Annotated in this window: 11 protein-coding genes and 4 pseudogenes; 4 read left to right on the top strand and 11 right to left on the bottom strand. The window is 68.7% G+C overall.

Annotated features, from left to right (window positions below):
* Positions 1-278: 278 nt before the first annotated feature.
* From V8F63_RS07660 to V8F63_RS07640, 5 genes and pseudogenes are all read right to left on the bottom strand, one after another.
* Positions 279-629 carry a cytochrome c-type biogenesis protein gene (locus V8F63_RS07660; RefSeq protein ID WP_392355057.1) on the bottom strand — a complete coding sequence of 117 codons (351 nt, stop codon included), beginning with the start codon at positions 627-629 and terminating at the stop codon, positions 279-281.
* Between the two features lie 121 nt (positions 630-750).
* Positions 751-2759, bottom strand: a pseudogene (locus tag V8F63_RS07655) (heme lyase CcmF/NrfE family subunit).
* A pseudogene (gene ccmE / locus V8F63_RS07650) lies at positions 2756-3252 on the bottom strand (cytochrome c maturation protein CcmE). Before ccmE ends, V8F63_RS07655 begins: the two co-directional pseudogenes overlap by 4 nt.
* A gap of 66 nt (positions 3253-3318) precedes the next feature.
* Positions 3319-4137 (bottom strand): c-type cytochrome biogenesis protein CcmI, encoded by an 819-nt coding sequence (gene ccmI / locus V8F63_RS07645; RefSeq protein WP_392354946.1) that lies wholly within the window; start codon positions 4135-4137, stop codon positions 3319-3321.
* Between the two features lie 18 nt (positions 4138-4155).
* Entirely contained in the window at positions 4156-5499 is a 1344-nt protein-coding gene (locus V8F63_RS07640) for a hypothetical protein (protein ID WP_278070426.1), read from the bottom strand.
* Between the two features lie 318 nt (positions 5500-5817).
* On the opposite strand from V8F63_RS07640, the gene V8F63_RS07635 reads away from it, so the two are divergent.
* Positions 5818-6270 carry a GNAT family N-acetyltransferase gene (locus tag V8F63_RS07635; protein WP_392354945.1) on the top strand — a complete coding sequence of 151 codons (453 nt, stop codon included), beginning with the start codon at positions 5818-5820 and terminating at the stop codon, positions 6268-6270.
* Positions 6271-6382: 112 nt separating this feature from the next.
* On the opposite strand, the gene V8F63_RS07630 is transcribed toward V8F63_RS07635, so the two are convergent.
* Positions 6383-7855 (bottom strand): sensor histidine kinase, encoded by a 1473-nt coding sequence (locus V8F63_RS07630; protein WP_392354944.1) that lies wholly within the window; start codon positions 7853-7855, stop codon positions 6383-6385.
* A 10-nt stretch (positions 7856-7865) separates the two neighbouring features.
* Positions 7866-8545 (bottom strand): annotated as a pseudogene (locus V8F63_RS07625) (response regulator transcription factor).
* A gap of 616 nt (positions 8546-9161) precedes the next feature.
* On the opposite strand from V8F63_RS07625, the gene V8F63_RS07620 reads away from it, so the two are divergent.
* Together V8F63_RS07620 and V8F63_RS07615 are read left to right on the top strand one after the other, a co-directional pair.
* A complete protein-coding gene (locus V8F63_RS07620; protein WP_392354943.1) occupies positions 9162-9392 on the top strand; it encodes a hypothetical protein in 231 nt (76 codons plus the stop codon).
* 1 nt (position 9393) lies between these two features.
* Complete coding sequence (locus tag V8F63_RS07615; protein ID WP_392354942.1) at positions 9394-9537, top strand: hypothetical protein; 144 nt, start codon at positions 9394-9396, stop codon at positions 9535-9537.
* Positions 9538-9617: 80 nt separating this feature from the next.
* Here V8F63_RS07615 and V8F63_RS07610 read toward each other — a convergent pair whose 3' ends face one another.
* From V8F63_RS07610 to V8F63_RS07600, 3 genes are read right to left on the bottom strand one after another with little or no spacing between them, the layout of a single operon-like run.
* Entirely contained in the window at positions 9618-10217 is a 600-nt protein-coding gene (locus tag V8F63_RS07610; RefSeq protein WP_392354941.1) for a nucleotidyltransferase family protein, read from the bottom strand.
* Positions 10214-11032 carry a bifunctional hydroxymethylpyrimidine kinase/phosphomethylpyrimidine kinase gene (gene thiD, locus V8F63_RS07605; protein WP_392354940.1) on the bottom strand — a complete coding sequence of 273 codons (819 nt, stop codon included), beginning with the start codon at positions 11030-11032 and terminating at the stop codon, positions 10214-10216. The genes V8F63_RS07610 and thiD overlap by 4 nt, the downstream gene beginning before the upstream one ends.
* Complete coding sequence (locus tag V8F63_RS07600) at positions 11032-11373, bottom strand: multidrug efflux SMR transporter (protein ID WP_303705292.1); 342 nt, start codon at positions 11371-11373, stop codon at positions 11032-11034. The genes thiD and V8F63_RS07600 overlap by 1 nt, the downstream gene beginning before the upstream one ends.
* 283 nt (positions 11374-11656) lie before the next feature.
* On the opposite strand from V8F63_RS07600, the gene V8F63_RS07595 reads away from it, so the two are divergent.
* The gene (locus V8F63_RS07595; RefSeq protein ID WP_392354939.1) at positions 11657-12103 is read left to right on the top strand and encodes an SRPBCC domain-containing protein; all 447 of its coding nucleotides are present in this window, start codon (positions 11657-11659) and stop codon (positions 12101-12103) included.
* Positions 12104-12106: 3 nt separating this feature from the next.
* Here the strand turns inward: V8F63_RS07595 and folP are convergent.
* Positions 12107-12936 (bottom strand): annotated as a pseudogene (gene folP, locus V8F63_RS07590) (dihydropteroate synthase).
* Positions 12937-13259 lie beyond the last annotated feature (323 nt).

Raw genomic sequence — 13259 nt, 5'->3', positions numbered from 1 at the left:
GCGCGGCTTCGGCGCCCGGCCAGGTGATGACCCCGCCCGCCGTCGCAGCGGCGGCGAAGGTCAGGCCGACAGCGGCCCCCAGAATGAACTCCTTGCGTTTCAGCATCGTCGTCCTTGCAGTCTTTACTGGCGGATACGGAAAGCTCCGTTCGCACATGGATATAGGGCGTTACGGCTCAAGCCAATGCACGCCGTCGCGATGATTGTTCCCGATCATCGTTCGGCGTATGGCGCGTCTGCGTCAGGAAGGCGGCGAAAGGCTTGCCGAATGGAAAGCTTCAGGCGTTTTCGTCGTCAGCCGTAAACTCGGCCAGGGCGCGTTCTTCTTCCGCCGTGAGAGGGGCGGCGTCGCCCGGCCCGCGACGGCGTGCGCGCAGGACCAGCACAATCCCCGCCCCCGCCGCCAGGGCGAACGGGCCGAACCACAACAACCAGGTGCCGATCCGCACCGGCGGCTGGAACAGCACATAGTCGCCATAGCGACGGATCAGGTCGTCCTTGATCTGGGCGTCGGTCTTTCCCGCCGCGATCTGTTCGCGCACCAATCCGCGCAGGTCGGCGGCGATGCCTGCCGGGCTGTCGGCGATCGATTCATGCTGACAGACGACGCAGCGGATGTCGCCGAACAGGACCCGGGCGCGGGCCTCCTGCGCCGGGTCCGTCAGCGGGGGTCGGGCGCGGGCGGCGGCTCGGCCAGAGCGGGCGCGGCGCTCGCCAGCAGGGCGGCGGCGAACAGGGCGACGGCGCGCCTCATGCCTGAGCCTCGACGGGCTCGACCGGCTTGGCGGCCTTCTTCGCGCGCGAACCCGCCCCGACGCGCAGGCGACGGTCCAGCAGCGAGATCAGACCGCCCAGCGCCATCAGCGCCGGCCCCAGGAAGATCAACCGCGCCCACGGGTTGTAATAGATGCGCACGATCCAGGCGCGCTCGCCGTCGTCGGTCGCCGCCCGGTCGCCCATGACCGCGTAGACGTCGTCCAGACCGCGGAAGTCGAGGCCGACCTCGGTCGTCGTCTGGCCGCCCGCCGGGAAGAAGCGACGCTCGGCGGTGATGACGCGCTCAGGCGCGCGGCCGTCGACGGACATGATGGTCAGGCGGCCTTGCTCAGCCAGATAGTTCGGCCCCTCTATGACCTGCACCGCGTCCAGCCGCGCCTTCCACGGCCCGGCGGCGACTTCCCCGCCCAGCGGCAGGGCGGCGGCGGCCTCGGCCTTGAAGCTGGTCTCGACGACGGCGCCCAGGATGAAAACGCCCAGACCCGCGTGGGCCAACGCCATGCCCCAGGCGCCCAGCGGCAGGCCCTTGGCGCGGCGCAGAGTCTCGCTCAAGGGCGCGCCCAGGGCCTTGGTCCGCACGCCCAGTTCGGCCAGCGCGCCGAGGATCAGCCACGCCCCGACGCCCAGCCCTGCGGCGGCCAGCGCCTTCTTGGGCTCGAACAGGAAGAAGGCGGCGACGGCGGCGGCCAAGGCCAAGCCAGCGGCCAGCCAAAGGCGCTGCAGGGCGCCCTTCAGATCGCCTCGCTTCCACGCCAGCAGCGGCCCGGCAGGCAGGATCAGACAGGCGACGATCATCAGCGGGTTGAAGACGGCGTTGAAATAGGGCGGGCCGACCGAAATGGTCGCGCCGGTCGCAGCCTCTAGGATCAGGGGATAAAGGGTGCCCAAGAGCACCGTCGCCGCCGCCGCCGTCAGGAACAGGTTGTTCAGCACCAGCGCGCCTTCGCGGCTGATCGGCGCAAAGGCCGCGCCCGAGCGGATGGCCGGGGCGCGAAGGGCGAACAGGATGAAGGCCGCGCCCGCCGCCACGCCCAGAATGGCCAGCAGCACCATCCCCCGCTGGGGATCGACGGCGAAGGCGTGGACGGAGGTCAGCACGCCCGAGCGCACCAGAAACGCGCCCAGCATGGAGAAGGTGAAGGCCAGGATCGCCAGGAACACCGTCCAACCCGCCAGCGCGCCTCGCCGCTCGGTCACGATGGCCGAGTGCAACAGGGCCGCGCCCGCCAGCCACGGCATGAAGCTGGCGTTCTCGACCGGATCCCAGAACCACCAGCCGCCCCAGCCCAGCTCGTAATAGGCCCAGAAGGAGCCGAGCGCGATGCCGACCGTCAGCAGCGCCCACGACGCCAGCGCCCACGGCCGCACCCAGCGCCCCCAGGCCGGATCGACCCGCTTCTCGATCAGGGCGGCGACCGCCAGCGAGAAGCAGACGGAAAAGCCGACATAGCCGCCGTACAGCAGCGGCGGATGCACGGCCAAGGCTGGGTCCTGCAGCAGGGGGTTCAGCGACGCGCCCTGCACCGGGGCCGGGTCCAGCCGGAAGAAGGGGTTGGAGGTGAAGGCGGCGAAGGCCAGGAACAGGCTCGACAGGGCCGCCTGCACGGCCACGGCCGAGGTCTTCAGCCCGAACGGCAGGCCGCGCGCCAGGGCCAGCGCCCCGCCGAAGACCGTCATCACCAGACACCACAGCAGCAGGGAGCCCTCATGGCTGCCCCAGGCGGCGGCGACCTTATAGAAGACCGGCTTGTCGGTATGGCTGTTCATGGCCACGTTCGACACCGAGAAGTCCGAAACGACGAAGGCGTAGATCAGCGCGCCGAAGGCCAGAAGGATCGCCCCGGCCGAGGCCAGCATGGCGCCGCCCCCGCCCCGGCCAGCACCGGGCTGAGCCGCAGCCGTCCCGCCGTGGTCAGCGCCAGACTGAGCACCGACAGCGCCAGCGCCAGGATCAGGGCGAAGGCGCCCAGTTCGACGATCAAGGCTTAAGTCCCCTGCTGCGCGGCGACGGCGGGCGCCCCGCCTCGTCAGGCCGCCACTCGCCCTTTTCCTTCAGCCGGTCGGCGACTTCGCGCGGCATGTAGGTCTCGTCGTGCTTGGCCAGCACCTGGCTGGCCTCGAACACGCGGTCGGGGCGGAACGACCCTTGCGCCACGATGCCCTGCCCCTCGCGGAACAGGTCGGGCAGGTCGCCCTGATAGATCACCTGCGCCGTCGCCCCGTTGTCGGTGACGACGAAGACGACCGAGCCGTCGGCGGCCTTTTGCACGCTGCCCGCTTCGACCAGACCGCCCAGACGGATCATCTGACCGGCCGGGACCTTCTGCGGCGTCACTTCCGAGGGGAGTAGAAGAAGGTCACATTGTCCTTCATCGCCCACAGCGACAGGCCGACGGCCAGGGCCAGCACGGGCGCCGCGGCGATGACGACCCACAGGCGACGGCGCGCCTTGGGCGATTTGGGCAACCAGCTCATGTCAACGATCCGAGTGCGGCGAAAACGCCGTCGCATATAGGGCGAGGTTCAGGGCGGGCCAAAGCGTCATCGCGCGGCCTCGGTCAGGCGTTTCTGCAGATCTGCCCGGCGCGGGTCGGACGGCGCCAGCGCGGCGATCAGCGGCGACCACATGGCCTCGGCCTCAGCCACGTCGCCGCGCGCCAGGGCGGCGTCGCCCAGATAGAAGCGCGCGCCCAACTGATCCGGGTCCAGCTTGACCGCCTGACGGAAGGCCGCCTCGGCGTCGCCGTCGGCCGCGCCGCCGTTGGCGCGCACCAAGCTCTCGCCCAGCCGCGCCCAGCTCTGGGCGTCCTCCGGTTGGATGGCGAGGGCGCGGCGGAAGGCGGAGGCCGCGCCGATGGGGTCGCCGGCCTCGAAACGGGCGGCGCCCAGCATGGTCAGGGCCAGACGGTCGTCGGGCCGGTCCTTGACCACCTGCCCCAGCACCGCCGCGACCTGAGCGGGCTCCAGCGCCTCAGGCGCCGAGGCCCACGCGCGCACCCGCGTTTCGTAGGCCTGATCCTTCATGCCCGGCGCGCCGAAGACGGCGTAGAGGCCCAGCGTCGCCGCGGCCGTCGCCGCGATGCCGCCCAGCACCCAATAACGGTCGCGCGGCCCGGCGACCGGGCGGCGATCCGCGCGACGGGCGGCCAGCAGGCGGCGCCCCGCCTCGGCCCGCGCAGCGGTCCAGCCCGCCTCGTCCAGCAGGCCGCGCGCCTTCAGCCGGTCCAGCTCGGCCAGCTCCAGCGCGCCCGCATCGCGGTCGGCCACGCTCTCAGCCTGCGCCCCGCGCCGGGCGGCGGACAGCACGGCCAGCCCCGCCAGGGCGGTCACAAGCGCCGTCATGATCCAGAAGATCGTCATGGCCGCCGCTGTAGCGGATCAGGCGGCCGGAGGCGAGGCGCGCGACGACGCACCCGTGTTTGATCTGGCGATAGCCAGCCGCCTCCGCACGGTGCGCGACGCGTCTTTAGCGCCCAGCAGGCCCAGCATTTCGGCGGTCAGGCCGATCCGTTTGCGGGCCACGCCTTCATCCGGCGCTTGACCGTCGTTCAACTGCTCGATCGCCTCATCAGCCCAGGTCGCCAGCCGTCCCGTCAGGGCCTCGGCGGTCTGACGGCGCTCGGCCTCGCAGCCGAAGACGGCCGCCATGGGCCGCACCTGACCCGTCAGCGTCAGAAGAACCCGCGCGCGCGCCGCCGCTTGAGGATCGGGCGCCTCGGCCAACAAAGGCGTCGGCCGCGTCATCCGTCCAACCAGAGGCGTGCGCTGGACCGGCAGGACCGCATCCAGCGCCTTCTCGGCCGCATCGAAATGCTCAGATAGACGAAGCGCAATCCTCAGGCGCGCCTGACGCACGGCCTTGGCCCAAGCGCTGTCGGGCCGCAGCGGCAGGACGGCGTCGATTTCCGTCAGGATTTCGGCGCACCAGGTCAGGGCCGCCGTCAGCCGCCTGCCCTGTACGTCGTCCTCAAGGCTCTGGGCGGCGATGTCGGCCGCGCGATGGGCCAGCGCCGATATGATGCGGTCGATCAGCAGATCAGCCTCGTCGCGGCCCGGCGTCGCCTCGCGCCCCGACGCTCCGATCAGGGCCAGCACCCGCAGCATCATCCGCGCTTCGGCCATATGGGCGAAAAGGATCTCCAGCAGCCGCTCGACCCCGCCCGGCCCGGCCGAGGAGGCCTGCCGCAGGGCCAGCTTCAGCTCCGCCAGTTCGGCGCCGCTGGGCCGCCCGTTCCAGGCCGACAGATGCGGCAACGCCCGCCGCGCCACCGGCGCCAGGTCCAGACACGCCGCCAACGCCTCGATGCGGTCGGGCGCGGCGCCGGGCCACACGGCCTCGGGCGCATCGCGCAGCACCACGGCGGCGCTGTGGCACAGGCGGTCGGCGACCATGCGCGACAGGTCGTCGTCACGGTCCAGTTGCGGCAACAGCTCGGGCTCGCCTCGCGTCGCCACGCGCCACAGCCGTGCGGGCAGGCCGGCAGGAAAGCTCAGCCCCTCCAGCGCATCGGCGCGCGCCCGGAACAGCGGCGCCAGCGGACCGAAGGCGACCTCGCGGCGGCGGCGATCCAGCTGCTCGACCTCGACCAGTTCGCGCAGGGCGGCCGCCCGATCCCCCGCCATCGTGCCCGCCAGCCCCAGCAACTGAGGCAGGGCCCGGTCCGGACACCGTTCGATCAAATGAGCCAGAGCGGCCCGCTGGGCGACCGACAGGTCCGCCATCCACGCATCCTCCGGCCCCACTCAAATACCGGCCAAGACCCCAAGGGTGGCCCGACGCGGGTTAACAAGGGCTTTTGAGGATGAATGGCGAACGCGTCCGATCTGCGAGCCGAAATCGGCCCTCGGCGCCTAAGTCGGGGACTGTAATCGACCCATTGCGGCCATTGACCAAGTGCGCGCAGCAACCTTAGAACCCAACAGATATCAGAAGGAGACTTATGCGCAGGGGCTTACAATCCTGACCGCAAATAGCGGTCTCGCGTCGGCGCCATAGGACGGTCGCCGTGCCTCTTTGCATATCTATCCTTCGGAGTTCTCATGAAGAACGATGACGTCGTGATCCGGCCATATGTGCCAGAAGACGATCTTAAAAAGCTGTCGCGCATTTGGCTTGATGCTTCCCTATTGGCTCATCCTTTTATCGGCGAACAGCGCTTGCGTGATCAACAAACTCTGATCGAAAACGAGTATCTGCCTAATGCCGAGACTTGGGTAGCGTGCGTTGATGATGAGCCTAGCGGCTTTATAAGCCTGATGGATACTTTTATCGGGGGAATATTCGTTTCTCCCGCCCAGCAAGGGCGCGGTATAGGCCGTCAGCTCATAACCCACGCTCTGAACCTTGCTGGTGAGCTCGAGCTTGAGGTTTACACCGACAATCAGCAGGCCATGAATTTCTACGCCAGCATCGGCTTTCAGGAGTTGTCACGCCGTGCTTGTGATGATGATGGCCATGCTTTTGAAAATGCTCGTCTTCGCCTAATCGGATAAGAGTGAGTCGGGCGGCAAGCACGGCCGCCCGACGATCATTCTGGACTTTAGAATACCCAAGCGGCCTGTCTGGAAACCCCCGACGCAGACCTGCGCAACAGCCGCTTGTCCCTCACCCCTCGGCGGCCGGCAGCTCCAGCACCACCTTCAGCCCGCCCAGGCTGCTGTCGCCCAAGGTGACGCGGCCGCCGTAGGCGCGGGTCAGTTCGTCGACGATCGACAGGCCCAGCCCCGTGCCGGGGGTGTCCTCGTCCATGCGGGTGCCGCGTTTCAGGGCGGTGTCGCGCTGGTCGGCGGGCAGGCCGGGGCCGTCGTCCTCGACCACGGCGATCAGCTGGCCTGGCATGGAGGGACCGGCCGAGACCCGCACCCGGCGGCGGCACCATTTGGCGGCGTTCTCCAGCAGGTTGCCGAAGATTTCCTGCAGGTCCTGGCGCTCGCCCAGGAAGGCCAGATCGTCAGGAGCGCGCCAGTCGATCTCGACGCCTTTCTGTTCGAACACCCGCTCCAGCATGACCGCCATCTCGTCCAGCACCTCGCTGACGTCGGTGCGTTCGCCCAGGCCGTGGGCGGCGCGGGCGGCGGCGCGAGCGCGGCGCAGGTGGTGATCGACCTGATCCTGCATCACCTTGGTCTGCTTGCGCACCATGTCGGGCAGCACGCCCTCCTGGGTCCCGGCCTCGGCCAACATGACGGCCAGCGGCGTCTTCAGCGCATGGGCCAGGTTGCCGACGTGGGTGCGCTGGCGTTCAACCGTCTCCTGATTGTGCGCCAGCAGGCGGTTGACCTGTTCGGCGAGGGGCTGGATTTCTAGCGGATAACCGCCCTCGACCCGGTGCGAGCGGCCTTGTCGCACATTGGAAATCTCGTCGCCCAGATCGAACAGCGGGCGCAGGCCCACCCGCACCTGAATGAACACCGCCGCGACCAGCCCGGCGCCCAAGAGCAGCATGGCGATCCAGGTCACAGTGGCGAACTGGCGCGTGTCGGCGTCGACGTCGGACCGGTCGATCCCGGCGAAGAAGACGACCGGCTGCTGGCGGCCGGGCAGTTGTTTCATGCTGGCGGCGATGCGCAGCGGCTCGCCCTTGGGGCCGTCCTCGGCGTTGTAGCTGATAGTCTGACCGAAAGCGCTGCGCAGGCGGCCAGACAGGTCGGGGGCGTACTCCAGGTCGGCATTGGCCAAGGACGCCGAGCGCGCCAGCACATGCAGCGCGCCTTGAGGCCCAGGCTCGGCGACCATCCAGTATTTTCCCGACAGCAGGCGCTGGGTGCGGGCGTCCCGTATTTCGCCCACGAACACCTCGCGCTCGGGCGTGATGACGGAGGCGACGACGGTCTCGTCGATGGTGTCGCTCAGGGTGTTGCCGAGGCGGCGCAGGGCCGATTCCTGGAACACGGCCGTCAGCACCACCGCCGCCGCCGCCAAGCCGACCAGGATCCATGCGGCGGCCAGCCAGATCAGACGCCGCGTCAGCGAACGGCCGGGCCGCCCGAACCACCGACCCCATTCGCGCCGGGCCGACGAACGCTCGGCGCCATCGGCCCCAGACTTGATCTCGGCCTCGGTGATCGCCTCGGTCATCGGCGAGCGATCAAGCCGCGTCGCTCTCGCCCGCCAGCGGCGACAGGCGATAGCCCAGCCCGCGCACGGTCTCGATACGGTCCGCGCCGATCTTCTTTCTCAGGCGGCCGACGAAGACCTCAATGGTGTTGGAGTCGCGGTCGAAGTCCTGATCGTACAGGTGTTCGACCAGTTCGGTGCGGCTGATGACCCGGCCCTGATGCATCATCAGATAGTGCAGCAGCCGGTATTCCAGCGAGGTCAACCGCAGCGGTTCCCCGTTGACCGTAGCGCGCGCTGCGCGCGGGTCCAGCCTCAGCCCCCGCAGGTCAGGGTCGCCGCCGCATGGCCGGCCGAGCGGCGCAGCAGGGCGCGCAGGCGGGCCAGAAGCTCCTCGGTGTGGAAGGGCTTGGTCAGATAGTCGTCAGCCCCGGCGTCGAAGCCCGCCACCTTGTCCGACCAGGCGCCGCGCGCGGTCAGGATCAGCACCGGCGTCGCCTTGCCTTCGCGGCGCCAGCGCTCCAGCACGGACACGCCGTCGATCTTGGGGAGGCCTAGGTCCAGCACCACCACGTCATAGGGTTCGGTGTCGCCCAGGAACCAGGCTTCCTCGCCGTCCGGCGCGTGGTCGACGGCGTAGCCGGCGTCGGTCAGGGCGGTCTTCAACTGGCGCGACAGATCGACGTCGTCCTCGACAAGCAGCACCCGCATTCAGTCGTCTCCGCGAACCCGGCCGGATCGGCCGTCAACCTGTATGTCCGACACGCGGCCGCCGGGATACTCCCAGCGCACCACATAGTCGCCGCCGCGCTCCTGCACGCCCAGCATACGGCCGGGGCGGCCCGACTGGACGCGACGGGCGACGTCGCCCGGGTTGGCGCGCGGGCTCGACCTGGGCTCATCACGCAGCCCCTGACCCGGATAGTTGCGGGCGCCTCGCGACGATCCTGAGAACGGCTTTCGTCGCGGTCCCGATCACGGCCGCGCGACTGGGCCGCCGCGTCCGTCAGGGGGACGATGGCGATCAGACCGGCCAGAAGGAGGGCTCGAATACGCATCATGCTCGTCTTCTAGACAGGGGCCTCTGAACGGCGGCTGAACGTGCAGTCTATCGCTGTTCCTCTGAACAAGGAACGCGCGCCCGAGGAATCTCCGTCGCGGTCGCCCTCGCGCCTGATCGGAACCGCCTCCCGCCCGAGGAGATGACAAAGTTCTCATGCTGATGAACGCCGACTGAAACGCGCCGTTCAGGCGAGGATCAGGCTCAGGGTGGTCTTGTGAGGTCAACGCAGCCCGATCGGTTGCGAAGACCCGAAGGAGTTCGATCATGAAGACCCTGCTGATCCCCGTCCTGGCCGCCACGGTCGCCGCGACCGCCCTGCCCGCCGCGGCGCAATCCTATGATCGGCACGGCCCCTCGCGCGGTCCCGCCTATGAGCAGAACTATGGCGGCTGGCAATCGGTCAGCCAGCGCAAATACAACCTGGACCGCCGCATCGACCAGGGCGTCCGCACCCGCCAGCTGAGGCTCACGCGAAGCCTCGCGCCTCAAGGATGAGTTGGACGGCCTGGTCCGTCTTGAGCGCAACTATACCCGTGGCGGCCTGACCCGCTGGGAGCGCCAGGACCTGGATCGTCGCTACGACCGCCTGTCGGCCAAGATCCGGCTGGAGCGCCGCGACCACAACAACCGTCGCTACTGAGACGGTTCAGCATCAGGGCCTCATCCCTCCCTGTCAGGGGCTCTGCCGAGGGCGCGATCCGAAAGGGTCGCGCCCTTATTCTATGCCGGTTCGATCACCGTGATTTCGGGCCAGCGCCCGCGCGCATTGGCGATCACCCGGTCCCAGCCCCTGGCCAGGCCTCGCGTGGGATTGGGCCGGATCGCCATGTCGAACACGTCCTGCAGGCCGAAGGGGGCGACGACGCTGATCGCATCGTCCTTCTCCAGCCGCACCCCCAGGGCGAAGGCCGGAGCCACGAAGCGAGCCGGGGCGTCGTCGGTGCAGGTCAGCGGCTCATAGGTTTCGCCGAACTTGCCCTCGAACCACAGATGCACTCGCGCCTGGTTGCGGACCTCGACGATATCGCGAAACTCCGGCGCGAACGCCGCTGCGACCCGCTTGATGATCACGTCCTCGGCGTCCCAGGAGGTGTCGCGGTCGAAATAGCCGATGTCGTAATCCTTGACGCCATAGCCCGGCGCCCGGCCGGTCCGCTCGTTCCACACCGACTGGTAGACCGCCCCCGAAAACAGCCGCCAGTCCGGCAGGTCCAGGTCGCGCATCACGCCCAGCACATGCATCAGTCCGGCATTGGCGCGGACGATCTCGGTCAGGCGGGTCTCTAGCTCCGCAGCCGCCGCCAACCCCTCTACGCTCATCGCAGGGGCCATCCGTGATCCAGCGGGCCGTGACCCTGACCCAGCCCTGGCGCGCGGCGGATGGCTTCGGCGACGTAGGCCCAGGCTTCAGCCACCGCCGTCGTCAGGGGCAGGCCCTTGGCGATGCCCGCCGCGCAGGCGCTGGCCAGGGTGCAGCCGGTGCCGTGGGTATGGCGGGTCTGCACCCGCTCGCTTTCCAACACCGTCTCGCCGTCGGCGGTCAGCAGCAGGTCGGTCACCGTCTCGCCGGGCACATGGCCGCCCTTCATCAACACCGCGCGAGCGCCCATCGCCAGCAAGGCTTCGCCCGCGCGGCGCTGACCATCCAGATCGAGGACCGCGATCCCGGTCAGAGCCTCGGCCTCGGGCGCATTGGGGGTCAGCAGGGCCGCGCGCGGCACCATCAGGCGCCGGACCGCCTCGACCGCCGCCTCGGCCAGCAGAGGCGAGCCGCCCTTGGCGATCATCACCGGATCGACCACAGCTGGCACGCCGCCCGCATAGTCGATCAGACCGGCGACCGTTTCGACCACCTCAACCGAGCCCAGCATGCCGGTCTTCAGGGCGTCCGCGCCGAGATCGTCCAGGACCGCCCTGGCCTGCGCCTCGATCACGTCCAGCGGCACAGGATGCACGCCGTGAACGCCCAGGGTGTTCTGAACGGTGATGGCGGTGATCGCCGTGGCGGCGAACCCGCCCAGCATGGTTACGGCTTTGATATCCGCCTGTATGCCCGCGCCGCCGCCGGAGTCCGATCCCGCCAGGATCAGCACCCGGCCCAGCGGCTTCGTCGCCGCTTCGACGAGAGAGGTCATCAGTGGGCCCCCGAAAACAGCTTCAACCCGACAATGCCCGCCACGATCAGCAGGATGCAGACGGCCCGCACCGCCGTCGCGGGCTCGCCATAGACGGCGATCCCGACCGCCGCCGCCCCGACCGCGCCGATGCCGGTCCAGACCGCATAGGCCGTGCCTACTGGCAGCTTCTGGGTCGCCGCCCACAGGCCGATCATGCTCGCCGCCAGGGCGAGCGCCACGCCCAGCGAAACCAACGGTCGCTGAATGCCGACGTATTTGACGCCGGACGCCCACCCCACCTCGAAAAGCCCCGCCACGACGAGCACCAACCAAGGATTCAGGGACAGCAACCAGGACATGACGGCTGCATGGCTGATGGCGAAGCGTCAGACAAGGGATCACGCGTCGAAAGGCGCCGCCCTTTCAGCTCAGGCGGGCAGGATGGAAAGGCTGTGCTAAAACAACGCGCAAATGAACGATGCTACCCAGAAAGCAAGTGGTCGCACAAAGTTATTGCAACGTTCTGTGGGGTTTTTGGCAAAATCTGGTAAAATTTCCGCAACAACTGCAGCCGTATAAGCGTTGCCATGCCGGAATTATGATAGAGAGGGCTTTATGGAAGCTCCTGTGGTGAAGACTGGGATGTTGATCCGTCGGCCCGCCGACGAAGTCTACCAGGCCTTTACCGAGCCCGGCGTGACTTCGTGGTTCTGGTTCACCCACGCAGATCGACGGATGTCGCCCGGCGCACAGTTGACCTGGACGTGGGGCATGTACGGCGTCGCCACGCGCGTTGTGGTGAAGGCGCTGGACCCCAATCGCCGCATCCTGATCGACTGGAATCTGGACGACGATCCGACCGAAGTGGAATGGACGTTCGAAGAGCGCGGCCCGGCGACCTGGGTCGAGGTTTCAAACCGCGGCTTTCCCGCCTCCGACGCAGGCGTAAAGGCCGCGCTCGAAGCGATGGAAGGCTTCACCCTGGCGCTGGCGGGCGCCAAGATCTGGCTGGAGCGCGCCATCGAGCCGACCTTTATCCTGGACCGGTTCCCTGATCAGGTCCTGCCGAGCTGGAAGCCTAAACTCTAAGCCCTAGTTTCCAACCGCGCCCTCGACCGCCGCCTGAAGCTGCAAGGCCTGAACCGTCTCGCGCACGTCGTGGACGCGCACCATACGTGCGCCGCGCCGCGCCGCCTCCAACGCCAGCGCCAGCGAACCGCCCAGCCGATCCGCCGCATCCAGCGCCGTCGCGTCCACTCCCGGGATCATCCGTTTGCGGCTGGCCGCGTAAAGGATCGGAAAGCCCAGCGCGACCAAAGCCTCCAACCGCGCCGTCAGCGTCAGATTGTGCGCCGTCGTCTTGGCGAAGCCGAGGCCGGGGTCCAGCCAGATCCTGTCGCGCGCCACGCCCGCCGCCATCGCCGCTGCGGCGCGAGCGGCCAGATGGGCCGTGACCTCGGCGACCACATCGTCATAGCGAGGGTCGTCCTGCATGGTCTTGGGCGCGCCCTTCATATGCATCAGCACCACCTCGCAGCCCAGTTCGGCGGCGACGGACAGACTATCGGGCGCATGGCCGAGCGCCGAGACGTCGTTCCAAATAGTCGCCCCAGCGGCGACGGCGGCGCGGGCCACGGCCGGCTTCATGGTGTCGATGCTGATCGGCCCGGCCCAGCGCGCGCGCAGGGCGGCGATGAAGGGCAGGGTGCGGGCCGCCTCTTCGTCCTCGCCGACCGGATCTGAGCCCGGCCGGGTGCTTTCGCCGCCGATGTCGAGCACGTCAGCGCCCTGCGCGATCAATCGCAGGGCGTGCTCAAGCGCGGCCTCCGGCGTCGTCAGCCGCCCCCGTCGGAAAAACTGTCGGGCGTGACGTTGACGATGCCCATGACCAGGGGCCGTTTCACGGGGGATTGAAGGCTCATGCGACGATGACTCCGCGAGCGCCGGTTTGACTTTCGCTGCGCTGGGGTTCAGCCTCTAACGGCAATGAAACGCTTCGTCAGCCAGGCTCGACGCCTCACCCACGCGGGACGCCGCGTCGAAGGCTCTTAACCCGTAGCGGTCTGCCACGCGCGCGCCCGCGCCGGGCGCCCGCTACGGGACCCCGTTGCACGCTTTCGGTTCCCTTTTTTATCATCGCAGAAACAGGCCGGTCGGCGACCGGACCAAGAGACTTTGCGCCATGACCACCGAAATTCATAACCACAGCCTGCCGGCTGCACCTCAGCCCGACGCCGGCGGGGCC

Origin of the sequence: Brevundimonas sp. LF-1 (assembly GCF_037055305.1) — a bacterium.
GTDB classification, from domain to species: Bacteria; Pseudomonadota; Alphaproteobacteria; order Caulobacterales; family Caulobacteraceae; genus Brevundimonas; species Brevundimonas sanguinis.
Note: the sequence above shows the minus strand (reverse complement) of the source record. Positions and strands in the feature narration are given on the sequence as shown.